The organism is Xanthobacter sp. ZOL 2024, assembly GCF_052932325.1.
Genome location: NZ_CM128808.1, coordinates 2,424,976 through 2,451,202, shown reverse-complemented (window position 1 = coordinate 2,451,202; position 26,227 = coordinate 2,424,976). Strand labels below are relative to the sequence as shown.

The following is a 26,227-nucleotide window of genomic DNA, read 5'->3' as shown; positions in this document are numbered from 1 at the left end:
ATGCGCAACCGGCTGAACCTGACCTTGCCGGTGGAGATGATCGGCCGCATCAATGAGCTTGCCGACCGCAAGAGGCTCCCCCGTTCGGCCATCGTCGAGGCGGCGGTTGCCTCCTTCCTGTCGCCTGACGCGGCCGACCAGCGGGAGGCGGCCTTCACCCGCCGCCTCGACCGCCTGTCGCGGCAGGTCCAGCGGATTGAGCGCGACGTGCGCGTCACCGCCGATGCGCTCTCGCTCTACATCCGCTTCTGGCTCACCATCACCCCGCCATTGCCGCACGATGCCCAGGCCGCCGCCCAGATCAAGGGGCGGGAGCGTTACGAGGGCTTCATCGAGACGCTCGGCAAACGGCTGCAGAAGGGGCAGAGCTTCCTGCATGATATCCCGGATGATGTCGGGTCCCCTGCAAAGCCCACGCAAGAGGGAGAAGATAGTTGATGCTCAGGCCTTTTCAGGACCTATGTTCGCCCTTTGCATCAGAACCGGATAGCAGGTGCCCCGTTACAAAGCCGGCATTCTCGTTGAGCATTCCCGGTTCCGGAAACCAGCTCTCAGCCATGCAGAATATCGGCTTCAGATCGCGCCTATGCGCTCCAGGCTTTCATCCGCCAGGCTGCTTCTTCGCGCGAAATTCGCGCGGCGCAAGGCCAGTCGCCTTTCGAAAAGCACGAGCGAAATTGGCGGAAGAGGAATATCCCAACTCTGCCGAAATATCGGTCACCGACCCGCTCGTGTGGTGCAACAGCTCGGTGGCGCGCTGAACTCTGACCGCAGTCGTGAGGCGACGAAAGTCAGTTCCAGCATTGTGCAACTCTCGCTGCAATGTTCGAACGCTGGTGTCTATCGATCGGGCGATATCGTCGATCGCCACGTCGCCGGCGAGAACCTGGGTACGGATCTGCTCGACGGCCACGCCGAGCAGGCTCTTCGGAGCGCCACCAGGCCGGTCCCACGCCACATCCTCCAAGGTCACGATTGGCCGCGATGTGCGCTTGGAGCCCGCCATCAGGTGGCGTTGTTCGGCAACGACCGTCACCGCTGGCGCGTTGAAAAGCACCGGGCACTGAAACACGTCCTCGAAAAGAGCCGCCTGGCGCGGAGTTTCGATGTCGAGCTCAATGCGCAAGGGTCGCCAGCTCTCGGGCAAATATGCCCTGAAGAGACTGAGCAGCTCACCGGCTGCGGCGCTGGCCACAGCGGCGTATTCTTTGGCGCCGGCCAGGGAAGATGCGTAACTATATCGGACTTCGCCGTGGCGTGCCCCTATTGAGTGGTCCGGCTTGAGTCTAATGCATTGTGGGCCTGTTGGCCGCATTTGATGTTGGCGGCACCGGCGGCACGATGACGGCCGGTGCCGGAGGCTTGTAGCCGAGCGCTGAGTGCGGCCGCTCGGTGTTGTAGTGCTGGCGCCAGCCCTCGATGACGATCCTCGCCTCGGCCAGGCTGTAGAAGATCTCGCCGTCGAGCAGTTCATCCCTGAGCTTGGAGTTGAAGCTCTCGCAATAGCCATTCTCCCACGGCGAGCCGGGCGCGATGAAGGCTGTCCTGGCCCCGACTGCCGTGATCCAGTCCCGCACCGCCTTAGCGATGAACTCCGGGCGATTGTCGGAACGGATATGGCTGGGCACGCCCCGCAGCACGAACAGGTCCGTCAGCACGTCGATGACCGCGGTCGAGTTCAGCTTGCGGTCAATGCGGATGGCCAGGCACTCCCGCGTGAACTCGTCGATCACGTTCAGCATGCGGAACTTCCGCCCGTTGTGGGTGCGATCCTCGACGAAGTCATAGGACCACACGTGGTTGGGATGCTCCGGCCGCAGCCGCAGGCAGGACCCGTCGTTGAACCACAGGCGCCCCTTCTTCGGCTGCTTGCACGGCACTTTGAGCCCTTCCCGCCGCCAGATCCGCTCGACCCGCTTCACGTTCACCGCCCAGCCGGACGCCTGCAGCAATGCCGTGATCCGCCGATAGCCATAGCGACCGTATCGGGTGGCGAGTTCGATGATGTCGGCGGTCAATTCCGCCTCATCGGAACGGCCCATCGGCATCTTGCGCTGCGTGGATCGATGCTGCCCCAGAACCCGGCACGCGAGCCGCTCCGATACGCCGAGCTTGGCCACGACGTGCGCGATGCAGCGACGGCGACGGGAGGGGCTTAGAAGTTTCCCGACGCGGCTTCCTTCAGGACCAACTTCTCCAGCGTCAGGTCCGAAACCGCCTTACGCAGCCGTTCGTTCTCCTTCTCCAGATCCTTCAGCCGCTTCACCTGGTCGCTCCTCAATCCGCCGAACTCCTTGCGCCAGCGATAATAGGTGAATGCTGTCACCCCGATGGCCCGGATCGCCTCCGCAACCGGACGCCCCTGCGACACCAAAACGTCGATCTGCCGAAGCTTCGCGACGATCTCTTCCGGCTTGTGCTTCTTCTGCGCCATCGCGCCATCCTCCAAAGGCTCAAAAAGCCTACTTCACGGAGGACCACTTTTCAGGGGGCAGGCCACATGGCAAGGCATTCAAGCCGGACGAGCGGATGAAGAAGATCCTCTCCGACGCCGCTGCGGTCGGACAGGCGACGGGCCGGGCGCTCAACTGGCGCTTCGCGATGAAGCATCCGGAATGGGCCTATTACGAGGGCTCGCACTGGGGCAACATGCTGTGGGAGGGCGGGGCCTTCTTCGAGACGCCTCCGCCGGTGTTCGAAGCCGGCATGTTCAAGCCGCTGCCGCCGACCGGGGCCAGAACCCTCGATTCCCGCGCGGCCTTCTACTACCGCTACACGCTGGACTCGCCGGGCATGATCATGCGCATCCCCGGTGTCGGCTCGCAGTATCTGATGGGTTTCCTTGATGCCGATGGAACCCCCTTCGACGGCGCGAAGACCTACAGGGTCATCTTGCCCAAGGATATTCCGGCAGCGGCATTCTGGTCTTTCACGCTCTACGACAACCAGACGCGCTCGATGCTGCAAACCCCGCAGAAATACCCGCGCGCCGGCAGCCAGAGCTACCCCTCGCCAGCGGCGGAAGCGGCCAGCGATGGTTCCACCATGGTTTATTTCGGCCCCACCCAGCCGAAGGGCGTCGCGCGCGGCAACTGGATCCAGACCGATCCCAAGAAAGGCTGGTTCACGATCCTTCGCCTCTACAGCCCGCTCCCGTCGTTCTTCGACAAGAGCTGGCGTCCAAGCGAAATCGAACCGGTCGAGTGATCGGATAACAAGCAGACGGCGGCACGCGAGCCAGCTTGATTGCCGCCGTTGGGAGCCGCTGCGGGCCTGAACAGACCAGCACCCTCATTTTCGCCGTCCTCCTGTCTTTGCACGCCACAGCCCTACGACGCCGGAAATGTGTTGAGCCGGCCTGATTTCTGGCTCTCTTAATCATCCCCGATCCGGGGATTGCAGATGGCGTCCCCTACCGAGGCGGGGGACGGGATGGGAGCCACACATCGCAATTCCGAGGCGAGCCAACGCGGCGCGCGCATGCTGCGCACCGCGCTCGGGCCGGCCATTGCGCGCTTCCTGGAAGACAGCGCCGTGGTCGAGGTCATGCTCAATCCGGACGGGTGCCTCTGGGTCGACCGTCTGTCCGAGGGCCTCGCCGACACGGGGGAGCGGCTCTCGTTCGCCGATGGCGAGCGCATCGTCCGTCTCGTCGCCCACCATGTGGGGGCTGAGGTCCATGCGAACGCGCCGCGTGTCTCCGCTGAGCTGCCGGAGACCGGGGAGCGGTTCGAGGGCCTGCTGCCGCCCATCACGACGGGGCCTGCCTTCGCCATCCGCAAGCCGGCCTCCGGCGTGTTCAACCTCGACGTATATGTTGCCGAACAGATCATGACCGCGGCGCAGGCCGGCGTGTTGCGCCGCGCCGTCGCCGAGCGCCGCAACATCCTCGTGGCCGGCGGGACTTCAACGGGCAAGACCACGCTCGCCAACGCGCTCCTCGCCGAGGTGGCCAAGGGCTCCGATCGTGTCGTGCTCATCGAGGACACCCGCGAGCTTCAATGCCTGATGCCCAACCTGGTGGCGCTGCGCACCAAGGATGGTGTCGCCACCCTTTCCGACCTCGTCCGCTCGTCCCTGCGGCTGCGTCCCGACCGTGTGCCGATCGGCGAGGTGCGCGGCAGCGAGGCGCTGGATCTCGTCAAGTGCTGGGGCACCGGCCACCCCGGCGGCATCGGCACCATCCATGCGGGCAGCGCCATCGGCGCCCTGCGCCGCCTCGAGCAACTGATCCAGGAGGCCGTAGTCACGGTGCCACGCGCCCTGATCGCCGAGACCATCGACCTCGTCGCGGTGCTCACTGGGCGTGGCTCGGCTCGGCGCCTTGCTGAGCTCGCCCGCGTCGAGGGGCTCGGGCCAACCGGCGACTATCTCGTCACCCCTGCCGAAGCCTCCCACCAGACCGGAGAAATCTGATGATCCAGCGTGTCCGCCGTCTTCGTCACCTTGGTTCGACCACCCTGGGTGTCCTCGCCAGTACCATGCTGGCGCCCGCTGCGCATGCCTCCGGTTCCTCCATGCCGTGGGAGCAGCCGCTGCAGCAGATCCTGACCTCGGTGGAGGGACCCGTCGCCAAGATCATCGCGGTGATCATCATCATCACGACGGGTCTGACACTGGCGTTCGGAGATACCTCGGGTGGCTTCCGGCGGCTCATCCAGATCGTCTTCGGCCTGTCGATCGCCTTCGCCGCCAGCTCTTTCTTCCTGTCGTTCTTCAGCTTCGGCGGCGGGGTTACCATCTGATGACCTCCCTGACCGATCCCTCCGCCGAGCTGCCGGGCTATTGCGTCCCGGTCCATCGCGCGCTGACCGAGCCCATCCTGCTCGGCGGCGCCCCACGCAGCATCGCGATTCTTAACGGCACGCTGGCGGCGGCCCTCGGCCTCGGCCTGCGCCTCTGGCTTGTCGGCGTCGCGCTTGGAGCAATCGGTCATTTCGCGGCGGTGTGGGCCGCCCGGCGCGACCCGATGTTCGTCGAGGTCACCCGGCGCCACCTGCGCATCTCCAGCCACCTGTCGGTGTGAGCGACGCCCATGATGAACCTCGCCGAATATCGCCGCACCGCCGCGCGCCTCGCCGACTACCTGCCCTGGGCGGCGCTGGTGGGTGACGGCGTCGTCCTCAACAAGGACGGATCATTTCAACGCTTCGCCCGGTTCCGCGGGCCGGACCTCGACAGCGCGGTGCCCGCCGAGCTCATCGCCTTCGCCAGCCGCCTCAACAACGCATTCCGGCGCCTCGGCTCCGGCTGGTCCATCTTCGTCGAGGCGCAGCGCCATCCTGCTGGCGCCTATCCCTCAAGCGTGTTCTCGGATGCCGCCGCGGCGCTCGTGGATGCCGAGCGCAAGGCCGATTTCGAGGAGGCCGGCCGCCATTTCGAGTCGAGCTATGTCCTCACCTTCGCCTTCCTGCCGCCGGCGGACGACGCCGCCCGCACCGAGAGCTGGCTCTATGAGGGCCGGGAGCAGGCCGGCGTCGATCCCCATGACGTCCTGCGGTCGTTCATCGATCGGACGGATCGCGTCCTCCAACTGCTCGAAGGCACCATGCCGGAGTGCCGATGGCTCGACGACGGGGAGACCCTGACCTACCTGCATTCCTGCGTCTCGACCAAACGCCATCGCGTCCGTGTGCCCGAGACGCCCATGTATCTCGATGCGCTCCTCGCCGACGAACCGCTGACCGGCGGGCTCGCGCCGATGCTGGGCACGGCTCATCTGCGCATCCTCACCATCGTCGGCTTTCCCAGCGCCACCACGCCTGGCATCCTCGACGAGCTGAACCAGCTCGCTTTCCCCTATCGGTGGTCGACGCGGGCGATCCTGCTCGACAAGACCGATGCCACCCGGCTGCTGACCAAGATCCGGCGGCAGTGGTTCGCCAAGCGCAAGAGCATCGCCGCGATCCTGAAAGAGGTGCTCACCAACGAGGCGTCGGTCCTGGTCGACAGCGATGCCGACAACAAGGCCATGGATGCCGACCTCGCGCTGCAGGAGCTCGGCGCGGATTTCGCCGGCATCGCGTTTGTCACCGCCACCGTGACGGTCTGGGACGAAGATCCCCGCGCCGCCGACGAGAAGCTCCGCGCCGTGGAGAAGGTGCTCCAGGGTCGCGACTTCACCACCATCACCGAAACCATCAATGCGGTCGATGCCTGGCTCGGCACCTTGCCCGGACACCTCTACGGCAATGTCCGTCAGCCCCCGGTCTCGACCCTCAATCTCGCCCACATGATCCCCCTCAGCGCCGTGTGGGCGGGGCCGGGACGGGACGAGCACTTCGGCGCTCCCCCCTTGCTGTTCGGCAAGGCCGCAGGCTCGACCCCGTTCCGGTTTTCTCTTCACGTGGGAGATGTGGGCCACACGCTGGTGGTCGGCCCCACGGGCAGCGGCAAGTCCGTGCTGCTCGCGCTGATGGCGTTGCAGTTCCGACGCTACGCGCGTTCCCAGGTGTTCGCGTTCGACTTCGGCGGCTCGATCCGGGCGGCAGCGCTGGCCATGCGCGGCAACTGGCACGACCTCGGCGGCCGCCTGACTGGCGGCTCCACCCTGTCCGTGTCGCTGCAGCCGCTCGCCCGCATCGAGGATGTTCCCGAGCGCGCCTGGGCCGCCGACTGGGTGGTGTCGATCCTGCTGCGCGAGAACATCGAGATCACGCCCGAGGTCAAAGAGCACCTCTGGTCGGCCCTGACCTCGCTCGCCTCGGCGCCAGCCGGCGAGAGGACCCTCACAGGCCTCGCCGTTCTTCTCCAGTCCAACCCGCTGAAGCAGGCCCTTCAGCCCTATTGCGTGGGCGGTCCCTATGGCCGGCTGCTGGATGCCGAGAGCGAAGAGCTCGGCGATGCCGCGGTCCAGGTCTACGAGACCGAGGGCCTCATCGAGACCGGAGCCGCGGCCCCGGTGCTGGCCTATCTCTTCCACCGCATCACCCATCGCCTCGACGGCCGGCCCACCCTCATCATCGTCGACGAGGGCTGGCTGGCGCTCAGCGATCCCGGCTTCTCGAAGCAGCTGACCGAATGGCTGGTCACCCTGCGCAAGAAGAATGCATCCGTCATCTTCGCCACCCAGTCCCTCGCCCAGATCGAGAAGAGCCGGATCGCGGCGGAGATCATCGACAGCTGCCATACCCGGCTCCTGTTGCCCAACGACCGGGCCGTCGAGCCGCAGATCGCCGCCATCTACCGTCGCTTCGGGTTGAACGACCGGCAGATCGAGCTGATCGCCCGGGCGACTCCGAAGCGGGACTATTACTGCCAGTCGCGGCGCGGCAACCGCCTGTTCGAGCTTGGCCTGTCCGAGATCGCGCTCGCTTTGTGCGGGGCCTCCTCGAAATCCGACCAGGCCCTCATCACCGAGGTGGAGGCCCGCTCTGAGCCTGGCCGCTTCCTTGATGAATGGCTCGCCGCCCGCGGCCTCGCCTGGGCCGCCGACCTCATCCCCGATCTCGTCAACCTCGCTCCCGATCCGGAGGCCCTGCCATGAGCCGTCCTGTCCTTTCCCCGTCGCGCGCCCTGCACATCAGCGCTGTGCTTCTCACGGGCGCCGGTGCTTTTGCCCCCATGCTGATCGAACCCGCCACGGCGCAATACGTGGTCTACGACCCCAGCAACTACGCGCAGAACCTGCTTCAGGCGGCCCGCGCCCTCCAGCAGGTCCAGAACCAGATCACCAGCCTGCAGAACCAGGCGCAGATGCTGCTCAATCAGGCCCGCAACCTCGCGAGCCTGCCATTCTCCTCGCTCCAGCAGGTCCAGCAGTCGATCCAACGGACCCAGCAGCTCCTGAACCAGGCGCAGCGCATCGCCTACGACGTCCAGAGCGTGGATCGGGCGTTCCAGACCACCTATGGCAACGCTTCGCTGACCGCCTCCGACCAACAGCTCGTCGCCCAGGCCAAGGAGCGCTGGCAGACCTCGGTGGCAGGACTTCAGGATGCCATGCGCGTCCAGGCCGGCGTCGTCGGCAACATCGACACCAACCGGACCCAGATGTCGGCTCTCGTTGGCCAGAGTCAGGGCGCGACCGGCGCCCTGCAGGCGACCCAGGCCGGCAACCAGCTCCTCGCGCTGCAGGCCCAGCAGCTCACGGACCTCACCGCGCTTCTTGCGGCCAATGGGCGGGCCCGGGCCCTGACCGAGGCCGAGCGCGCGGCCGCGGCCGACCAGGGCCGCGAGCAGCGCCGGCGCTTCCTGACGCCGGGCACGGGCTACCAGCCCGGCAACGCGCGCATGTTCAACAATTGAGCCAACGCCATGGACACCAGCATGCTGGTCCGCCTCGGCGCCGTGGTCTTCGTCGCCCTGGCGATCACGGCCACGGCGATCGAGATGACCCGGAAAGGGGAAGAGCCGGCCCCACACCTTGCCGGACCGCCCGGAAGGGCGGAGCCGGATCCGCTGAGCGAGGACCTGCACCGCTGCGCCCGCCTCGGCGAGGCCGGCGGGCGCGATCCCAGCTGCCTCAATGCCTGGGCGCAGAACCGCGCCCGCTTCCTGGTGTCGAAGCCGAGCAACCCGCAGGAGGCACGCTGACATGGGCGGCACCGGCGTCATCGACCATTTCCTTGAGGTCTTCACCCGCTACATCGATTCCGGCTTCGGCCTGCTCGGTGGCGAGGTGGCGTTCATCGCCACGACCCTCATCGTCATCGACGTGACGCTGGCCGCCTTGTTCTGGTCCTGGGGCGCGGATGACGACATCATCGCCCGCCTCGTCAAGAAGACGCTCTTCGTCGGCGTCTTCGCCTATCTGATCTCCAACTGGAACAGCCTCGCCCGGATCATCTTCGAGAGCTTCGCCGGGCTCGGCCTCAAGGCGTCGGGAACGGGGTTCAGCACCGCCGACCTCCTGCGCCCCGGGCGGGTGGCGCAGACCGGGCTCGATGCCGCGCGCCCGCTGCTGGAATCCATCTCCGATTTGATGGGATGGATCTCCTTCTTCGAGAACTTCATCCAGATCGCCGTCATGCTGCTGGCCTGGGCCCTGGTGCTCCTCGCCTTCTTCATCCTCGCCGTCCAGATGTTCGTGACGCTGGTGGAGTTCAAGCTCTCCACCCTGGCGGGGTTCGTGCTGATCCCGTTCGGCCTGTTCGGGAAAAGCGCCTTCATGGCGGAACGGGTCCTGGGCAACGTCATCTCCTCCGGCATCAAGGTCCTGGTGCTCGCCGTCATCATCGGCATCGGCTCGACGCTGTTCTCCGAGTTCACCGCCGGGTTTGGTGGCACGACGCCCACCATCGACCAGGCCATGGCCATCGTCCTCGCTGCGCTGTCCCTGCTGGGCCTCGGCATCTTCGGTCCCGGCATCGCCAATGGCCTCGTGAGCGGTGGCCCGCAGCTCAGCGCCGGCGCCGCGGTCGGCACCGGCCTTGCCGCAGGGGGTGCGATGATGGCTGCCGGCGCCGCGGGTGGCATGGCCCTGCGCGGCGGCATGGCGGCACTGTCGGGCACCGCTGCGGCCGCTCGTGGTGGAGCAGCGCTCGCCGGTGGCGCGTCGGCCGCCTACAGCCAGGGTGCCGGCAGCAAGACCGGGGCCGCCGGGGTCGCCTCCGGTCTCGGGGGCGTCGCGGCCGCGGGCGGGCGGGCCGCGGCCTCTCCACTGAAGCGCGCGGTCGTCCGTGCGGCAGACTCGCTCCGCGCCAGCTATGCCGCCGGCGCCAGCGCCGTGTCGGAACCCGCCGGCGGCGGCTCCACCATAAGCGGCACAGGAGCAATCAACGAGGGAGCTTCCGCTTCCGGCTCCGGTCGCGAGGGCCCGCCCGGCTGGGCAAAGCGTATGAAACGCGCCCAGCAGATGAGCCACGGCGTCCAGACCGCTGCCCACGCCGTGCGCTCCGGCGACAGTCACGGCGGCGGGCATTCCGTCAACCTGTCCGAGGGCGACTGATCATGAGCCTCTTCAAGCGACCCTTCGTCCACTACGGCACGACCCCGCAGCCGGAGACGCCATACCAGCGCGCCGCCCAGGTGTGGGACGAACGGATCGGTTCCGCCCGCGTCCAGGCCAAGAACTGGCGCCTCATGGCCTTCGGCTGCCTGATCTTGTCTGGAGGCTTTGCGGCGGCCCTGGTCTGGCAATCGGCCCGCGGCACTGTCGTACCGTGGGTGGTTCAGGTCGACAAGCTTGGCCAGGCGCAAACCGTCGCCGCTGCTACGGCCGATTATCGGCCGAGCGATCCACAGATCGCCTGGCACCTGGCGCGGTTCATCGAACAGGTGCGGAGCGTGCCGGCAGATCCCGTCATCGTGCGGGAGAACTGGCTGAGGGCCTACCAGTTCACCACCGACCGCGGAGCCCAGGCCCTCAACGACTACGCCCGCTCCAACGACCCATTCACCAAGGTAGGCAAGCAGCAGATCGCCGTCGACGTCTCCAGCGTGATCCGTGCTTCGGGCGACTCCTTCCGCGTCGCCTGGAGCGAGCGCCGCTACCAGGACGGGGCGCTGGCCGACACCACCCGCTGGACCGCCATCCTCACCCTCGTGGTGCAGCCGCCGCGCGACGCCGAGAAGCTACGGGCCAATCCGCTGGGGATCTTCGTTCATGCCATCAGCTGGTCGCGGGAGCTTGCCCAATGACACCGCCTGTCCGTAAAGCCGGAAGCACGGGTTTCCGCAGTCCCGTATTGGCGGCTTTGCTCCTGTCCGCATCGGCGCTCGCCGGGTGCGCCACAGCACAGAAGCCGCCCGAGATCAGCTACGATGCAGACGTGCCGCCGCTGCCGGCCATTCCCGCCATCGCCGATGGGCGTCCGAGGCCGCTGCATATCCCGCCGGCCTGGACTCCGAGCCGGGGAGGCGCCGCCGCCGGTGCGCCGACCGCGCGGGTGGAGAACGCCAATGCCGCTGCCCGCGTCGAGCCGAAGAAGGAGGGCTACTACAACGCCATCCAGATCTTCCCCTTCAGCGAAGGCGCTCTCTACCAGGTCTATGCGGCGCCCGGGCAGATCACGGACATCGGGCTCGAGCCCGGCGAGAGCCTGACCGGCTCGGGGCCCATCGCCGCCGGCGACACGGCCCGCTGGGTCATCGGCGACACCGAGAGCGGGTCCGGCGTGACCCGGCGGGTCCACGTGCTGGTGAAGCCCACCCGCCCGGACATCACCACCAACCTCGTCCTCACCACCGACCGGCGCACCTACATGATCGAGCTGCGCTCCGGCGAGAAGCCGTACATGCCGGCGGTGGCCTGGGCCTATCCCCAGCCGCCGGCCTCCCAGCGGCAGGCTGTTCCCGCGGCCCCGCTCATCCCCGCGCTCGAGGCGCGCAACTACCGCTATGGCCTCACCGGCGACACGCCACCATGGCGGCCGGACGAAATCTATGACGACGGCCGACGGGTCTATGTGGTTTTCCCGCGCGGCATCGTGCAGGGCGAGATGCCGCCCCTCTTCGTCATCGGCCCCGAGGGCGAGGCGCAGATCGTCAACAGCCGCATCCACCAGAACATCCTGATCGTCGACCGCCTGTTTGGTGCCGCCGAGCTGCGCCTCGGCAGCGGCGAACGCCAGCAGAAGGTTCGGATCGTGCGCACCGACGGGAGGCCCGCCTGATGACCGACACCCCCACGCCCGTTCAGGACCGGCCATCCGAGGAGGCCGCCGCGCCCATGCGTCTGCGGGCAGAGCCTCCACGCGTGACCCGCATCTCCCGCAAGGTGCTCGCCGGCGTCGGCCTAGTGGCCGGCCTGGGTTTGGGCGGAGCGCTCATCTACGCCCTGCAGACCCGCAATGCCGGAACGGGCTCGGAAGAGCTCTACTCCACCGAGAACCGGCCGACCGCGGATGGCCTTGCTGGCCTGCCGCGCGACTATACTGGGCCCATCCTCGGGCCGCCGCTGCCAGGGGACCTCGGGCGGCCCATCGTTGATGCCCAGAGCCGTGGGCAGCCGGTCGTGCCGCCGGCCATGCCGGCCGCCACCGTCGATCCGGAGGAGCAACGCCGCCATGCCGAACAGGAGGCTGCCAGGACCTCCCGGGTGTTCTTCCAGACCGAGCCGAGGTCGGGGGCACCGGCATCCGCGCTTGCCGGCACTTCTGGCATGGGCGTCCCGGGCTTGAATGGCCTGCCCCCGGCCCCGTCCGCGCAGGACCGGCAGCTCAACTTCCTCAATGCCGCGGTCGACCGACGGACCGTCGCACCGGATCGGGTGATGGCGCCGACCTCGCCCTATGTGCTTCAGGCGGGCGCCGTCATCCCGGCCGCGCTCATCACCGGCATTCGCTCGGACCTGCCGGGCCAGATCACTGCCCAGGTGACGCAGCACATCTACGACAGCCCGACGGGACGGATCCTCCTCATTCCCCAGGGCGCCCGCCTCGTCGGCGAGTACAGCGACGATGTCGGCTTCGGCCAGCGTCGCGTCCTGCTGGTCTGGAACCGGCTGATCTTCCCCAATGGGCGCTCGATCGTGCTGGAGCGCCAGCCCGGCGCCGACACCCAGGGCTATGCGGGCCTCGAGGACGGCGTCGACTACCATTGGTGGGAACTCGCCAAGGCCGCCGCGATGTCCACTCTTCTCAGCGTTGGCGCCGAGCTTGCCGTCGACGATGAGGACCGTCTCTTGCGCGCAATCCGCAACGGAGGCCAGGACACCATCAACGATGCCGGCCAACAGATCATCCGCCGGCAGCTCAACGTGCCGCCGACGCTGACGATCCGGCCGGGCTTTCCTGTCCGGGTCATCGTCCCGCGTGATTTGGTCCTGGAACCCTATGGAGGTTGACCATGACGAAGCTGAAGCTGGGTCCGATTGCCGACGACAAGCCGGTCAAGGTCGCGCTGGAATTACCCGCCGCGCTTTATCGCGACCTGGTTGCCTATGCACAGGTGTTGGCCCGCGAGACGGGACAGCCAGTCGGTGATCCGTCTCGGCTGATCGCTCCGATGCTGGAGCGGTTCATCTCCACGGATCGTGGTTTCGCCAAGGCCAAGCGCGGGCCGATCGCTCATTCCGATAATAAGGCGGGAGCCGTGTCGGAATAACGCTCGCGCAGCAGGTCGAGGAAGGGACGCAGCGTGGGATTGCGGTTGGTCTCTTTCCAATAGGCGGCGAACCGGATGCGGACTGGACCGTCGTCATCGTGCAATTCGCGATAGGTGACCCCAGAATGGATAATCCCGGTCGCACCTTCTGAGACCAGCGTCAACCCGAGACCTGCTGCGACAAGCGCCAACAAGCGATCCAGGCTAACATCATGGCCGACGAAAGCGCAGCCGCGCCGGTCACCAAGCCTTGCCCGCAGCATCGTCTCATAGTCCGGCCCCGGATCGCGCCGGTTGACCAGGAAGCGTGCTCCAGAGAGATCTGGCCAGCGAACAATGGGGCTGTCACAAAGGGCGTGGTCTCCCGACAGTGCGACCATAACCCGTTCGTTCCAAAGGGGCAGCAGGGCCCCACCCCAAGCTGAACGCCCTTCCGCGGAGAAGAGGACGTCAATGCTCCCCGACTTGAGAGCTGCAAACAGCAGGGAGCGCGATCCGTCAGCGCAGTGAACATTCACTCCACTATGCCGGAGGTTGTACTCCTCAAGTGCCGCCCGAAGATTGCCCACGGAGAAGGCCATGCAAATGCCAATGACGAGATCACCATTCTCGCTTCGCCCGTGCGCTTTGATCCGCTCAGACGCTACATCTATCTCCGCTAGAATTTCTTTTATAGCCGCGATGAACTCCTCACCGGCAGCAGTGAGACACGTTCCATTCGAGCTCCTTTCGAACAGTTCTGCGCCAAGGCGGTATTCAAGGTCCCGGAGGCGACGGCTCAGGGTCGACTCGCGGACATTGAGTGCCTCCGCTGCTCGCCTCAAGCTGCTATGCTCGGCAGCTACGATTGCCCAGCGCATATCACGAAGCTCAACTGGCATGGCATATATCCAATATGCACTATGTAAGTTTATATTGTACATATATCTATATATAACTTAACTATATTGTATACGATAACATATAGTCGCCTCCACTAAGAATTACAAATTATATATCGGCTTAGCTGGTGCGAAACATAATTATTACATCAATTGTATTTTATACATAATCGCACCAACCCAATATGAGCGTAAGATGATTATTATTGGTCTCTGATATTTTTAGCTAACGTGTAGCGCCTGCCCCATTCACATCTATGGTCCGGAGATCTTCGGACGCACGAGGCCGGCGATCTCATCTAGAATGGCAGGGTCGTCGATCGTCGCGGGGACGCTCCATTGCCCGTCGTCGACGATGGATTTGATAGAACGCCGCAGGATCTTCCCCGAACGCGTCTTGGGGAGGCGCGGAACCACGATGGCGATCTTGAACGCCGCGACGGCGCCAATTCGCTCCCTCACCAAGCCGAGCACCTCCCGCTCGATCTCCTCGTGGGGACGATCGACCCCGGCCTTCAGGACCACGAAGCCGCAGGGCACCTCGCCCTTCAGGGCGTCCCTCACGCCGACGACCGCGCATTCTGCAACCGCCGGATGGGAGGCGACGACCTCTTCCATGCCGCCGGTGGACAGGCGGTGGCCGGCAACATTGATGATGTCGTCGGTGCGGCCCATGATGTAAAGATAACTGTCCTCGTCCTTGAAACCCGCGTCCGACGTGGAATAGAAGCCCGGAAAATCTTCGAGGTAGCTGGTCCTCATGCGATCGTCGTGCCCCCACAAGGTGGGCAGGTTTCCGGGCGGAAGCGGCAACCGGATGATGATGGAGCCCATCGTGTTCGGCCCCACTTCCTGGTGCGCATCATCCACCACCACCACGTCGTAGCCGGGCATGGGAACGGTGGGCGATCCGTGCTTCACCGGCAACAGTCCGAGACCAACGGGGTTGGCGGCGATCGGCCAGCCGGTCTCCGTCTGCCACCAATGATCGATCACCGGCACCTTGAGCATGCCCTCGGCCCACTGGACGGTGTCCGGATCGGCTCGCTCGCCAGCGAGGAACAGGGACCTCAGGCTGGAAATGTCGTAGCGCTGCAGATGCGTTCCGGCCGGGTCCTCCTTTTTGATGGCGCGTAGCGCCGTGGGCGCGGTGAACAGGCTCGCCACCTTGTGCTCGGCGATCACCCGCCAGAAGGCCCCGGGATCCGGCGTTCCCACAGGCTTGCCTTCATAAAGCAGGGCCGTCGCGCCATAGAACAGCGGGGCATAGGTGATGTAGCTGTGGCCCACCGCCCACCCGATGTCCGAGGCGGCCCAGAACACTTCACCTGGCGCGATTCCGTAGATATTGCTCATGGTCCAGTGGAGGGCCACGAGGTGCCCGCCATTATCCCGCACCACCCCCTTGGGGACGCCGGTGGTTCCCGAGGTGTAGAGGATGTAGAGCGGATCGCTGGCGCGCCGCTCGACGCACGGCGCCCGCCGTCCGGCGGCACGCGCGGAGGCGACCGCCTCGGCCCAGTCGTGGTCCCGGGGAGCCTTCATTTCTGCCTGACTCTGCTCGCGCTGCAGCAGCAGCACGGTGTCAGGCTTGGTGGCTGCAAGATCGATGGCAATGTCGAGCAGCGGCTTGTACTGGACGATGCGCCCCGGCTCGAGACCGCAGGAGGCGGTAAGCACAGCCTTGGGCGTCGCATCGTCAATACGCTTGGCCAACTCGTGGGCGGCAAATCCTCCAAACACCACCGAATGCACGGCACCGATGCGTGCGCAGGCAAGCATGGCAAACACCGCCTCAGGAACCATCGGCATGTAGAGCACCACGCGATCGCCCGGGCCGATACCGAAATCCTGAAGGACGGCACCCAGCACCGCGACTTCTTCCTGCAGCTCGCGATAGGTGAAGCGCCGCATTTGGGCGGTGAGCGGGCTGTCGTAGATCAGGGCTGCCTGGTCGCCGCGTCCGGCCTCCACGTGCCGGTCGATGGCGTTGTAGCAGGTGTTGCACGTGGCGTCCGGGAACCAGGTGCCATAGACCCCCGAGGCGGGATCAAAGATGGTTTGAGGCGGCTTGATCCAGGCGACATCGCGGCTCGCCTCGCGCCAGAAGGCCTCCGGCTCGGCACGCCAGCGCGCATAGATCTCGTGATAGCGGCTGTCCATGGGGCATCCTCTGCGTTCTTTTCTGTGTTGAGCGGGTCAATCGCCGGTCCCGAGAAAGCGGGCAGGATTCCGGCGGGTGACGAGATCGCGGACATCTTCGGAAAAACCCGCAGCGGCCAAGCTGCCGAGGGGATCGCGATCCTGGATGTCGAAAGGATAATCGGTGCCGACGAGGAGACGGTCTGGCCCGAACACATCGGCGAGATGGCGCAGCGTGGGCGCGTCGTAGACCAGGGTGTCGCAATAGAGCCGCCGGGCGATATCCCGCGGCGCCTCCGCCATCAGGCCGCCGACGGGCTTCAGGGTCTCCCAGCCGTATTGCAGGCGCGGAAGGACGCTGGCAAAGGCGCCGCCGCCATGGCTGAAGGCAATCCTGAGCCCCGGATGCCGCGAAAGGACGCCACCCGTCATCAGGCTCGCTACCGCGAAGGCGGTCTCGCAGGGAAAGGAGACGATGGCCTTGAGCAGCGCCGGGCCCACCAGTCGCTCGTCGCCCACCGGGTGAAGCGCGTGCACGAACACCGCCGCCCCGAGGCACTCGGCCTCGGCGAACAGGGGCGCGAAACGCGCGTCGCCGATGGGAACCCCGTTCACGTTTGTGCCGATCTCGATTCCCCGGAACCGGCCATCTCGCATCAGGGCCTGCAAGACCTCCACGGCACGCTCCGGCGCCTGCAACGGCACCATGCCGAGCCCGGTGAAGCGGCCCGGCCGGGCGTCGACCATGTCGGCAATGGTGCCATTGACCACCTCGGCCATGGCCACGGCGTCGTCCGCGTCAAACCAGTAGGACAACAGCTCCGGCATCGGGGAAAGCACCTGCACCGCGATGCCGGCGGCGTCCATGTCGGCGATGCGCCGCGCCGCATCCCAGGACCCTTCCGAGACCGTGCGGAAGACGCTGCCGCGGATCATAATGTGCCGGTGTCCGCAGCCCACAGGGCACATGGAGGGCCAAGCGTGGTCGGCGTGCCGGCCAGCATAGCGGGGGAAGTCGGCCGGCACCACGTGGGCATGGATGTCGACGGCGCCGGTCATTTCCCGGCGCCTGCCTGCATGTCCAGCGCCACGTCGATGATCATGTCCTCCTGCCCGCCCACCATGCGGCGGCGGCCGAGCTCGGCCAGGATCTCGCGGGTATCGACGCCATAGGTCCTGGACGCGTTCTCGGCGTGGCGCAGGAAGCTGGAATAGACCCCGGCATAGCCGAGCGCGAGGCTCTCGCGGTCCACCCGCACCGGACGGTCTTGCAGGGGGCGCACCAGGTCGTCGGCCGCGTCCATCAAGGCATAGAGGTCGCAGCCGGTGTCGATGCCCTTGCGGTTGAGCACGGCGATGAGCGCCTCCAGCGGCGCATTGCCGGCGCCGGCGCCCATGCCGGCCAGCGACGCATCCACCCGCACCGCCCCCGCCTCGATGCCGGCGACCGCATTAGCGACGCCCAGAGTGAGGTTGTGGTGGGTGTGGACCCCGATCTCCGTTCCGGGCTTCAGTGCATCCCGCAGCGTCTTCACCCGCAGCGTATAGTCCTCCGGCAACAGGGCGCCGGCGGAATCCGTCACATAGATGCACTCCGAACCGTAGCTCTCCATAAGCTTCGCCTGCTCGGCGAGGGCTTCGGCCGGGATCATGTGGGCCATCATCAGGAAGCTGGCGGTGTCCATGCCAAGCTCGCGTGCGGCCTCGATATGCTGGCGCGACACATCGGCCTCGGTGCAATGGGTGCACACCCGTACCGAGCGGGCTCCTGCCTCATAGGCATGCTTCAGGTCATGCACCGTGCCGATGCCGGGCAGCAGCAGCACCGTGACCACCGCATGCTGGCATTCCTCCGCCACCGCGGCGATCCATTCGGCATCGTCATGGGCGCCGAAGCCGTAGTTGAAGGTCGAGCCGCTGAGGCCGTCGCCGTGGCTGATCTCGATGGCATCCACCTTCGCCCTGTCGAGGGCGCGTGCAATGGCCCGGGTCGTCTCCAGGTCATACTGGTGGCGGACGGCGTGCATGCCGTCGCGCAGGGTGACGTCCTGGATATAGAGCTTGTCGGGGTTCGGACGGGCCATCACGCGGCCTCCTTGGCAAGCACGCTGCCGGCCCAGCGATCGGCGGTGGTCAGCGCGGCGGATGTCATGATGTCGAGGTTGCCGGCATAGGCCGGCAGGTAGTGTGCAGCGCCCTCCACCTCCAGAAGAATGGTGGTCTTGAGGCCTTCGCAGGGGCCGACGCCTGGAATGCGCAGCGGCGCGTTGCCGCCGATGGATTCGAACTGCACCTTCTGCTTCAGTCGATAACCGGGCACATATTTCTGCACCTCGACGGCCATCTCCGCGACGGAGGCGGCGATGGCCTCGCGATCGCCGCCCTGGGAGAGGGTGAAGACCGTGTCGCGCATGATGAGGGGCGGCTCGGCCGGGTTGAGGATGATCACCGCCTTGCCGCGCTCGGCCCCGCCCAGCACCTCGATGGCTTTCGACGTGGTCTCGGTGAACTCGTCGATGTTGGCGCGGGTGCCGGGCCCGGCGGACTTCGAGGAGATGGAGGCGACGATCTCGCCATAGACGAGGCGCTTCGTTGCCCGCTTCACCGCATAGACCATGGGGATGGTCGCCTGGCCACCGCAGGTGACCATGTTGACGTTCGGCTCGTCGAGATTGGTCTCGCCGTTGATCACCGGGATGGTGAAGGGGCCGATGGCGGCGGGGGTGAGATCGATGACCTTCTTGCCGTCCTTCTGGAGCAGTGCGTTGTTGTGCATGTGCGCCTTCGCCGAGGTGGCGTCGAAGACGATGCGGATGTCCTTGTAGTTGGGCAGCTTCAGGAGCCCCTCGATGCCCTCGTGGGTGACCGGCACGTTGAGGCGCGCCGCCCGGGCGAGGCCGTCCGACTTGGGGTCGATACCCACCATGGCGCCCATCTCAAGATGCCGGGACGTGCGCATGATCTTGATCATCAGGTCGGTGCCGATGTTCCCAGACCCAATGATGGCGCAGGAAATCTTCTTCATGAGTTGGTCTCCGTGGCGAACGACACCCGGACCGAGCCGAGGCCGGAGATGTGCGCTTCCATCCGGCGGCCCCACTCAACCCGAACCATGGGGCCAAGGGCTCCGGACAGGATGGTGTCCCCTGCCTTGAGGGGACGACTCATGCGGGCCATGGTCCGCGCCAGCCAGAGCGCAGCCGAGATCGGGCTGCCGAGACAGGCATGGCCGGAGCCGGACGACACGTCCTTGCCATCCGCCTGGAACGTCATCTGGCAGCCGACGACGTCGAACGCCTCCAGCCGGCGCGGCGACGAACCGAGCACGTAAAGTGCCGACGAGGCATTGTCCGCGATGGTGTCGACAATGCTGATGCGCCAGTCGGCAATGCGCGAATCCACGATCTCGATGGCCGGGAGGGCGAATTCCACCGCGCGGATCATGTCTGCCGCGGTGATGTGGTCGTCCGTCAAGTCCCGGCCCAGGACGAACGCGACTTCCGCCTCCGCCTTGGGTTGGATCAGCTTGCCCAGCGGCACCTCGCCGCCGTCGGGCACCGCCATGTCGTCGAACAGGACGCCGAAGTCGGGCTGATCGACGCCGAGCTGCTTCTGCACCGCCACAGAAGTCAGACCGATCTTGCACCCGACCACCCGACCGCCGGCGGCCTCGCGCCGCTGCACGTTGATGTTCTGGACGATATAGGCGCGATCGAGATCGCCCGCGCCGATGCGGGCATGGATCGGCTCCAGGGCACGGCGGCTTTCGCCGGCCGCGTGAAGGAGGTCAGCAACCTCCTGAAGCTGTGTGGTCATGGCCTGTCCGGAGTTCATGCTGTGAAGAAGTTTTCGACGAGATGGATGAATTCCTTCGTCTTCTCGATCTGGGTCCAGTGGCCGCACTGGCCGAAGACGTGGAGCTGGGACTTGAGAATGAGCTGGTGCAGCCGCAGAGAGGATCCGAGCGGAACGACCCGGTCTTCCCGTCCATGGATGATGAGAACCTCGTTCGGCAGCGCCTTGAGCTCCTCCTCCGAGGTCGCCAGCGCATCGAGCCAGCGCTGGCGCGGGGCCGGGAACATGACGGAGAACGACTCCTGGAAGCCGGGGCGAATGCTGGCCTCGTAGCGCAGCTTCGCCAACTCGTCGGTCACCAGCGTGCGGTCATAGGCGAAGATGTCGAGGAGACCCTTCATAGCCTCGATGGAAGGCTCATAACCCCACACCGCCTCAAGGCCCTCGGTGACCGGCCAGCTCAGGCCCGCGCTGCCCATGAGCACGATCTTGCCGACCCGGTCGGGATAGCGCAAAGCGAAGGCGAGGGAGATGGCCCCGCCGAAGGAATTGCCGATGAAATCAGCCTGGGCGACGCCAAGCGCGTCGAGGAGATCAGCCACCTGCTGTACCCAGGTGTCCTTCGTGTAGCTGATGCCGTCCGGTCGGTCGGTATAGCCGAAGCCCACCATGTCGGGAGCGATGACGCGCATCGACTTTCCGAACTCCGGAATGACGAGCCGCCAGTTTGCCCAGGCGGTGACACCGGGACCGGAACCATGGATGAGGACGACAGGCTTCCCGCTCCCCACATCGTGGCAGTTGGTGTTGAAGGCTCCGGTCTTCACGAATGCAGCAATTTCCGGTGTGTGCGCCGTCACGGCATTCCTCCTCATGGATGAGGCTCCTCAGGGCGCACGGGGGCACCTGGACGAGCCAGGACAGACAAAGTTCTCCCGTCCTTCGCCGGCCCGCCGGGAAGGCTCATTTTCAACGCTTGAATCCCCTCGTAACGGACAGCCCAAGCCGTCGCGGATCCGGGTCAGGTCCCCGGGATCAGGCCGCCCGGCCGTGCGCCCCACATGCAGAAGCTGGTGGGCTCAAGGCCGAATTGACGGGGGCGATGGCTGGCCTCGTCTTCGATCTCACCGACACCGCAGGAATATTCAAACACCATCCCGTCCGGCCCCTTGAAGTACAGGAACCGCGCGCCGGAGGTGGGGTGGCGGCCCGGGCCGAAGACGATGGGCACGCTCAAATTGCCGAGGTGGTAAAAAGACTTCAGCACATCGTCGATGGTTTCGACCTGATGGTTGATATGCTGGATGCCGGCATGCTGCGACTTCACCAATGCGAGCGTGTGATGAATGGCGTTGATACGCATCAACGGGATGTCGCTGATCCTGTCGCTGACACGTGCATTGCACACCGTGGTCCAGAACTGCTCGTCCCGCACGACGTCGGTGGAGAAGAGGCCCACATGGTTGAAGCCGGTAATGCCGGCATCTCGGCTGGGGAAGTAGCGCCGGCCGCTCAGTGCCGGGCGGGTGACGAGCTCGATGCGGTTGCCGGTGGGATCCTGGAAGGCGATGAAAGACGTCACGCAGCGCTGCTCAGCCTCCTCAGCGGTGCCGCGGCGCACCGGGTGCCCGATGCGGTCGAGCGCATCGGCCGCGCCGGTCAGGGCGTCCTCGTTGTCCACCTCGAAGCCCACGACCTGCTCGCCGGGATCGCCCTCGAAATAGCAGAGGGAATGGGCACGCTGGTCCGACCGCAGGTAGATCGCATCCTTGGCCCGCGCGCCCACCTGCAAGCCGATGACACGGGTTGAGAAATCCTCCGCACCAGCGAGGTCACGGGTGCCGAGCCGGACATAGGTCAGGTCCTTCAACTGGATCATGACGCTCTCCTTTGCACATGAATGGATGGTCCATCTGCCGCGAGCTCGGGCAGGTCGAGGCATTCGCTGCCCCAGGCGCAGAGGGTTTCCCGACTGCGCTCGAACTGCCGCGGCCGTCTCGCCCCATCAGCCCGCGGCACGCCGGTCGCCAAGGTGAAGACCACGTCATCCGGTCCGGCGAAATGCATGAAGGCCTGTCCCGAAGCGACATCCCGGCCCGGACCCTGATGAATACGCACCTGACGCTCCAGCATCAGATAGTAGTTTTGCATCAGAAGATCGAGGGACTCGACTTCCATAACCAGGTTGAACAGGCCGGAATGCGCGGCGGGGTAGAGAACAAGGCGATGATGACTCTCATCCATGCCAATATAGGTGATATCCCCGATGCGATCGGCGACCCGAGCTCCGAGCAAATCCGTCCAGAAGGCGACATCCGTCGTGATGTTCGTGCTGCGCAGCCCAGCGCCCTGAAGGCCGCGCACCCCGCAGTCCCGGGTTGGGAAGAAGCGACGCGCCGTCAGGCGTGGCCCCAATACGAGATCGACGGGGTTGCCCGAAGGATCACGGGTCAGCAGGGCGCGGCGCACCGCGCGCGCGGCGCAAGCCTCGGCGTCTGCGACCGCAACCTCCGCCCCAGCGTCGCGCAGCACGGCCTCCGCGCGCGTGAAGGCGTCCTCGTCGTAAAGCTCGATCCCGACGGTTCCCACGGCGTTCCTATCCTTCAGGAACACTAGCGACTGGTACCGTTCGTCCGCGCGGAATGCGGCATCCTCTCCGGATACGACACTGCGCTCCAGGCCGCAGAGGTCGGCGGCGAACCATGCGCTCGCCTCGACATCCCGGGCCGGCAGACGGACATAGGCGATGGTTTGGAGGAGTGGCTTCGTCATGGCTTCGCGCCCTTTACCCGGCCGCGCCCGGCCTTTGCGTGTTCAGCCGATCGCTCCCGGCTCGCAAGCAGAAGCTCGATCATATCCTCCCACAAGGCGAGGCACTGGCTCTGCCAGAGGGCGTCATCGTCCCATAGCCGGCGCACGGTGAAGCCGCGGATGATGCACAAGGTGAGCGTCAAAAGCTCGGCGCAAAGATCTTCGGGAATGCCCGCAGCGATCATGGCATCCCGCCAGGCGTCTTCCAGCGGAAGACGCGAACGCCTGGAGAGTTCGAGCACCTCGTCGCGGATCGCCGATGATCGCGTGGACAGGACGATATTCGTGGCGATGAGAAAATGCTCGCTAAAAAAGAAAGACTTCGCGTCATCGATGATTGCGCGCACCTTTTCCCGCACCGTCCCCTCGGACGCCGCCCGCAACTGACCCGCCACCGCGGCCTGCGCGAAGGCGTGCTCGATCATCGCGACCAGAAGAGCATCCTTGCTGGGGAAATGGTGCAACTGGGCGCCCACCGACACGCCGGCTTCGCTCGCCACATCGGCGACGCGCAGCTCGGAGTAGCCCTTGCGCACGATGAGGCGCGCGGTGGCCTCCAGAATCTGGCGCTTGGTCGCATCGCTGCGCTCCGCCTGGGCACGGCGGACGGGGCGTCGCGGCACCGTCCTCTCCGGGTCGCCGGAGGCGTCCACGCCGCTGACCCGGCGCGACTGCACCATGGTCTCAGACTTCGACATGGATGATACCGTCCTTGATGTGAACCTCATAGGTCTTCAACGGGATCTCGCAAGGCATGCCGGTGGCGGCGCCGGTGGTCACGTCGAACGTGCCGAAATGCCAGCTGCACTCAACGGTCGCCCCGGTGAGCGTTCCTTCCTCGCTGAGGGATACGGCGCCATGGGAGCAGCAATCGTCGGTCGCATAGATGCGCCCGTCCACATTGTAGAGCGCGACCGCCGTGCCGTCAGGCAGGAGGACTTGGCGCATTTCTCCCACCTCGAGCTCTGCCGCCGGAAAAAAGGGAACCAGTTCAGTCATGTCTGTCCGCATCTCTGCCTGCTCACAACATCGCGCTGCCGCCGTTGACGCTGATCACCTGTCCTGTGACGAAGCTCGCCTCCTTCGAGGCGAGGTAGCTCACCATGGAGGCGACCTCGTCCATCTCCGCCGCGCGTCCCATGGGGATGACGCTCAGGAATTTTGCCGCGAGCTCCGGCGCCTTCTCGACGAAGGCATCCAACTGCGGCGTGTTCACCGCGCACGGCGCCACCGTGTTGACGGTGATGCCGTCCCCGACGAACTCCCGCGCCAGCCCGGTGGTCAGCGCATGCACACCGCCCTTTGCCGCGTTGTAGGCGGCGTGATCCCACAGCCCGTTGCGCACGGAATCCGCGCCGAGATTGACGATCCGGCCGTAGCCCTGCCGGCGCATGATCGGCAGCACGTGCCAGCAGGCCCACAAAGTGGTCCACAGATTGCGATCCACCGTCGCCTTCAGCGTCTCTGGCGTGTGGGAGAGAAAGGGGCGGATGACCCCGCCCCCCGCATTGTTGACGAGGATGTGGATGGCGCCGAACGCCGCTTCGGTGCGGTCCACCAGAGCCCGGCTCACATCCTCCTGGGAAAGATCGCCCGGCACCGCAACGGCCTCACGCCCGTGGCGTTCCGCGAGCTTGGCGCTCGCGCCGGCAAGCCCGTCGGCATCCACATCCGACAGTGCGAGCGCGGCACCCTCGCGGGCGAAGCGCTCGGCAATGGCGAACCCGATGCCGCGTGCCGCGCCGGTGATGAGCACCACCTGGTCTTGAAACATGCCGGACATGGAGATTTCCTGAGTTCCGTTCTCGCCTTCAGAGGATGAAGCTGACGCGCCCCTGGGTGCGCAGACCGTCCGAACTCAGGATCGAGCGCTTCTCCCGGATGCGCAGGCGTCCCTCGCCCAGCACGAGGCGATAGAGCCCGGTGCCGAAATAGGCGTCGGTGACGCCGTCCTTGGTGCGGTGGGTGATGAAGGCGGAGGTCACCCGCACTTCATCCTCGTTGCGCTCGGTAATGCGGACATTGCTCACCAGATGGCGCAGCTTCGAGCGGGGGAACTCCGCATGGGCCGTGCGCTTCATGAGCCGCTTCACCCGCTCGCCGAGGCGGAAACGATCATCGGCGATGTAGAACAGATTGTCGTCCGGGCTCGCATCCGGCGCCACGTCCGTCGAGGGAACGTAATAGACGCCGTTCTCGGTGAACAGTTCGAGCCAGGCCGGCAATTGCCACGTATCGATGAGATCAGCCTCGACGAAGAGGAAATCTTCCACATCAGCGCGTGAGAGCGTTGCCGTCGTGACCGCGGATGGGACGAGGACGGGTTTCAAGACGGAGGTGGTCATGCCCTTGCTCCCGACATGCGCTTGTTCCATTCGTTCCAGAAGCCGCGCATCTGGGCTTCGTCGTCATAGGAAGGCACGTTCTTGCCCATGCCCTTGGAGATGTCGTTCCAGCCCACTTCCCCACGATTGGAGAAGCCCGCCTGGCACTGCTCCAGGGCTTCGATGTCATCGGGCGTGGCGAAGCCGCCCGGCCCCAGGAACTCGAGGAAGTTGAACAGGCGGGTCTGCCGGTCCACCGGCGCCTCGTCGCCGGGCGCCAGCGCCCACGCATTGATGTTCATGGCGTTCGGCGCGGCCGGATAGAAGGTGCGCACCGTGATGGCCATGATGTCGTTGATCACGAGGTTCGGGAAGATGTGCAGGTTGCGGTTGGTGAAGGCCATCCGCTGCGCGCGCTCGGGCCCGAACCGGTCCACCAGCCCGCGATAGATGGCGTCGAGCCGCGCCTTGCCATCGTCGCCCCAGGCCGGGATCCACTGCGCGATGGGGCGCCCCCACGGGCCGCTATATTCGGCGACGCCGTGTCCGTTACCGAGGTCTCGCGCGATGCCCTCCAGCTTGACGGGAACGAGCCCACCCGTGCTACTGCGAAGATAGTCAAGATAGGTGGCGTGGTTGGTGGCTGCGTGGTAGCCGTCGAAGCTGTTCTCGGTGAGCAGCTTCCAATTGGCGCGGATGGAATACTCCTGCGTGCCGCCGACGATGGTCATACCGGCCTCGGACTGATCGGCCACGAGGTCGATATAGTCCTTCGCGTTGCCAAGGTAATCCGGCAGCGAGACGGCCTTCGGATCGAAGCAGATGAAGAGGAAGCCCCGGTAATTGCCGAATTTCGGCACCGGCTGCAGATGGGACGTCGCCCGCGCGGCAAAGCCCGCCGGATAACCTTCCTCGCCCGGCAGATTACGCAGCGCGCCGTCGAGCCCGAACACCCAGCCGTGGTAGAAGCATTGGAAAGACTTGGCGCTGCCGCTGCGCTCCCGGCACACGCGCGCGCCGCGGTGGGGACAGGTGTTGAGCAAAGCGTGGAGCTCGCCCTTGGCATCGCGGGTCAAGAGAATCTCGCGGCCGCCCACCGAGCGCGTCAGAAACTCACCAGGCTTCTTCAGCTCGCTCTCATGGCCGAGATAAAGCCAGCACTTATTGAAGATGTTCTCGCGCTCGGCAGCAAGAATATCCTCTTCCGCGAAAGCCCGGCGCGCCACACAGAAACTCTGCAGCTCCGGATCGATCCTCACGACTTCTCCTGGTGCGATGAACATAGGG

General features: G+C 65.8%; 28 protein-coding genes and 1 pseudogene. 13 read left to right on the top strand and 16 right to left on the bottom strand.

Features of this window, described 5'->3' with window-relative positions; genetic code table 11:
* On the top strand, positions 1-438 hold the full coding sequence (locus tag ACU4E7_RS11255) for a ribbon-helix-helix protein, CopG family (RefSeq protein ID WP_447018892.1): 438 nt from the start codon (positions 1-3) through the stop codon (positions 436-438).
* Between the two features lie 163 nt (positions 439-601).
* On the opposite strand, the gene ACU4E7_RS11250 is transcribed toward ACU4E7_RS11255, so the two are convergent.
* Together ACU4E7_RS11250 and ACU4E7_RS11245 are read right to left on the bottom strand one after the other, a co-directional pair.
* Positions 602-1,315: a helix-turn-helix domain-containing protein gene (locus ACU4E7_RS11250; RefSeq protein WP_447018891.1), complete on the bottom strand. Its 714-nt coding sequence runs from the start codon at positions 1,313-1,315 to the stop codon at positions 602-604.
* Positions 1,287-2,434 (bottom strand): IS3 family transposase gene (locus tag ACU4E7_RS11245; RefSeq protein ID WP_447018890.1). Its coding sequence is split into 2 segments (ribosomal slippage): positions 1,287-2,170 and positions 2,170-2,434, totalling 1,149 coding nucleotides; the frame shifts between segments, so codons are not numbered across the junction. The genes ACU4E7_RS11250 and ACU4E7_RS11245 overlap by 29 nt, the downstream gene beginning before the upstream one ends.
* Before the next feature lie 68 nt (positions 2,435-2,502).
* Here ACU4E7_RS11245 and ACU4E7_RS11240 point away from each other — a divergent pair.
* The 12 genes and pseudogenes from ACU4E7_RS11240 to ACU4E7_RS11185 all read left to right on the top strand — a co-directional run.
* Positions 2,503-3,207: pseudogene (locus ACU4E7_RS11240) on the top strand (DUF1214 domain-containing protein); the annotation flags it as partial.
* Positions 3,208-3,432: 225 nt separating this feature from the next.
* Entirely contained in the window at positions 3,433-4,416 is a 984-nt protein-coding gene (gene trbB, locus ACU4E7_RS11235) for a P-type conjugative transfer ATPase TrbB (RefSeq protein WP_447018889.1), read from the top strand.
* On the top strand, positions 4,416-4,745 hold the full coding sequence (locus tag ACU4E7_RS11230) for a TrbC/VirB2 family protein (protein WP_447018888.1): 330 nt from the start codon (positions 4,416-4,418) through the stop codon (positions 4,743-4,745). Before trbB ends, ACU4E7_RS11230 begins: the two co-directional genes overlap by 1 nt.
* Positions 4,745-5,026 (top strand): VirB3 family type IV secretion system protein, encoded by a 282-nt coding sequence (locus ACU4E7_RS11225; protein WP_394020791.1) that lies wholly within the window; start codon positions 4,745-4,747, stop codon positions 5,024-5,026. The genes ACU4E7_RS11230 and ACU4E7_RS11225 overlap by 1 nt, the downstream gene beginning before the upstream one ends.
* A 9-nt stretch (positions 5,027-5,035) precedes the next feature.
* Entirely contained in the window at positions 5,036-7,486 is a 2,451-nt protein-coding gene (trbE, locus tag ACU4E7_RS11220) for a conjugal transfer protein TrbE (RefSeq protein ID WP_447021574.1), read from the top strand.
* A complete protein-coding gene (gene trbJ / locus ACU4E7_RS11215; RefSeq protein ID WP_447021573.1) occupies positions 7,483-8,247 on the top strand; it encodes a P-type conjugative transfer protein TrbJ in 765 nt (254 codons plus the stop codon). The genes trbE and trbJ overlap by 4 nt, the downstream gene beginning before the upstream one ends.
* 9 nt (positions 8,248-8,256) lie before the next feature.
* Positions 8,257-8,535: a putative entry exclusion protein TrbK-alt gene (trbK-alt, locus tag ACU4E7_RS11210; protein ID WP_447021572.1), complete on the top strand. Its 279-nt coding sequence runs from the start codon at positions 8,257-8,259 to the stop codon at positions 8,533-8,535.
* A 1-nt stretch (position 8,536) separates the two neighbouring features.
* Entirely contained in the window at positions 8,537-9,889 is a 1,353-nt protein-coding gene (gene trbL, locus ACU4E7_RS11205; protein WP_447021571.1) for a P-type conjugative transfer protein TrbL, read from the top strand.
* Positions 9,890-9,891: 2 nt separating this feature from the next.
* A complete protein-coding gene (gene trbF / locus ACU4E7_RS11200; protein WP_447021570.1) occupies positions 9,892-10,581 on the top strand; it encodes a conjugal transfer protein TrbF in 690 nt (229 codons plus the stop codon).
* On the top strand, positions 10,578-11,555 hold the full coding sequence (trbG, locus tag ACU4E7_RS11195; RefSeq protein WP_447021569.1) for a P-type conjugative transfer protein TrbG: 978 nt from the start codon (positions 10,578-10,580) through the stop codon (positions 11,553-11,555). Before trbF ends, trbG begins: the two co-directional genes overlap by 4 nt.
* The gene (locus ACU4E7_RS11190; protein WP_447021568.1) at positions 11,555-12,727 is read left to right on the top strand and encodes a TrbI/VirB10 family protein; all 1,173 of its coding nucleotides are present in this window, start codon (positions 11,555-11,557) and stop codon (positions 12,725-12,727) included. Before trbG ends, ACU4E7_RS11190 begins: the two co-directional genes overlap by 1 nt.
* 2 nt (positions 12,728-12,729) lie before the next feature.
* Positions 12,730-12,987: a DUF2274 domain-containing protein gene (locus ACU4E7_RS11185; RefSeq protein ID WP_447021567.1), complete on the top strand. Its 258-nt coding sequence runs from the start codon at positions 12,730-12,732 to the stop codon at positions 12,985-12,987.
* Here ACU4E7_RS11185 and ACU4E7_RS11180 read toward each other — a convergent pair.
* The 14 genes from ACU4E7_RS11180 to ACU4E7_RS11115 all read right to left on the bottom strand — a co-directional run bounded on the left by ACU4E7_RS11180 (position 12,951) and on the right by ACU4E7_RS11115 (position 26,199).
* The gene (locus ACU4E7_RS11180; protein ID WP_447021566.1) at positions 12,951-13,868 is read right to left on the bottom strand and encodes a LysR family transcriptional regulator; all 918 of its coding nucleotides are present in this window, start codon (positions 13,866-13,868) and stop codon (positions 12,951-12,953) included. The two genes, ACU4E7_RS11185 and ACU4E7_RS11180, sit on opposite strands and share 37 nt — an antisense overlap.
* 255 nt (positions 13,869-14,123) lie before the next feature.
* Entirely contained in the window at positions 14,124-16,031 is a 1,908-nt protein-coding gene (locus tag ACU4E7_RS11175; RefSeq protein ID WP_447021565.1) for a propionyl-CoA synthetase, read from the bottom strand.
* 36 nt (positions 16,032-16,067) lie between these two features.
* Positions 16,068-17,069, bottom strand: coding sequence for an amidohydrolase family protein (locus ACU4E7_RS11170; RefSeq protein ID WP_447021564.1), 1,002 nt, complete (start codon positions 17,067-17,069; stop codon positions 16,068-16,070).
* Complete coding sequence (gene dmpG, locus ACU4E7_RS11165) at positions 17,066-18,094, bottom strand: 4-hydroxy-2-oxovalerate aldolase (protein WP_447021563.1); 1,029 nt, start codon at positions 18,092-18,094, stop codon at positions 17,066-17,068. Before dmpG ends, ACU4E7_RS11170 begins: the two co-directional genes overlap by 4 nt.
* Entirely contained in the window at positions 18,094-19,035 is a 942-nt protein-coding gene (locus ACU4E7_RS11160) for an acetaldehyde dehydrogenase (acetylating) (RefSeq protein WP_447021562.1), read from the bottom strand. The genes dmpG and ACU4E7_RS11160 overlap by 1 nt, the downstream gene beginning before the upstream one ends.
* Positions 19,032-19,844, bottom strand: coding sequence for a 2-keto-4-pentenoate hydratase (locus ACU4E7_RS11155; RefSeq protein WP_447021561.1), 813 nt, complete (start codon positions 19,842-19,844; stop codon positions 19,032-19,034). Before ACU4E7_RS11155 ends, ACU4E7_RS11160 begins: the two co-directional genes overlap by 4 nt.
* Positions 19,841-20,665: an alpha/beta fold hydrolase gene (locus ACU4E7_RS11150; RefSeq protein WP_447021560.1), complete on the bottom strand. Its 825-nt coding sequence runs from the start codon at positions 20,663-20,665 to the stop codon at positions 19,841-19,843. The genes ACU4E7_RS11155 and ACU4E7_RS11150 overlap by 4 nt, the downstream gene beginning before the upstream one ends.
* 161 nt (positions 20,666-20,826) lie before the next feature.
* The gene (locus ACU4E7_RS11145; protein WP_447021559.1) at positions 20,827-21,684 is read right to left on the bottom strand and encodes a VOC family protein; all 858 of its coding nucleotides are present in this window, start codon (positions 21,682-21,684) and stop codon (positions 20,827-20,829) included.
* Positions 21,681-22,577 (bottom strand): VOC family protein, encoded by an 897-nt coding sequence (locus ACU4E7_RS11140; protein WP_447021558.1) that lies wholly within the window; start codon positions 22,575-22,577, stop codon positions 21,681-21,683. The genes ACU4E7_RS11145 and ACU4E7_RS11140 overlap by 4 nt, the downstream gene beginning before the upstream one ends.
* Positions 22,574-23,296: a TetR/AcrR family transcriptional regulator gene (locus ACU4E7_RS11135; RefSeq protein WP_447021557.1), complete on the bottom strand. Its 723-nt coding sequence runs from the start codon at positions 23,294-23,296 to the stop codon at positions 22,574-22,576. Before ACU4E7_RS11135 ends, ACU4E7_RS11140 begins: the two co-directional genes overlap by 4 nt.
* A gap of 4 nt (positions 23,297-23,300) precedes the next feature.
* On the bottom strand, positions 23,301-23,615 hold the full coding sequence (locus ACU4E7_RS11130; RefSeq protein WP_447021556.1) for a non-heme iron oxygenase ferredoxin subunit: 315 nt from the start codon (positions 23,613-23,615) through the stop codon (positions 23,301-23,303).
* A 22-nt stretch (positions 23,616-23,637) separates the two neighbouring features.
* A complete protein-coding gene (locus tag ACU4E7_RS11125) occupies positions 23,638-24,399 on the bottom strand; it encodes an SDR family NAD(P)-dependent oxidoreductase (protein WP_447021555.1) in 762 nt (253 codons plus the stop codon).
* A gap of 28 nt (positions 24,400-24,427) precedes the next feature.
* Complete coding sequence (locus ACU4E7_RS11120) at positions 24,428-24,961, bottom strand: aromatic-ring-hydroxylating dioxygenase subunit beta (protein WP_447021554.1); 534 nt, start codon at positions 24,959-24,961, stop codon at positions 24,428-24,430.
* Positions 24,958-26,199, bottom strand: coding sequence for an aromatic ring-hydroxylating oxygenase subunit alpha (locus tag ACU4E7_RS11115; protein ID WP_447021553.1), 1,242 nt, complete (start codon positions 26,197-26,199; stop codon positions 24,958-24,960). Before ACU4E7_RS11115 ends, ACU4E7_RS11120 begins: the two co-directional genes overlap by 4 nt.
* Between the last annotated feature and the right edge of the window lie 28 nt (positions 26,200-26,227).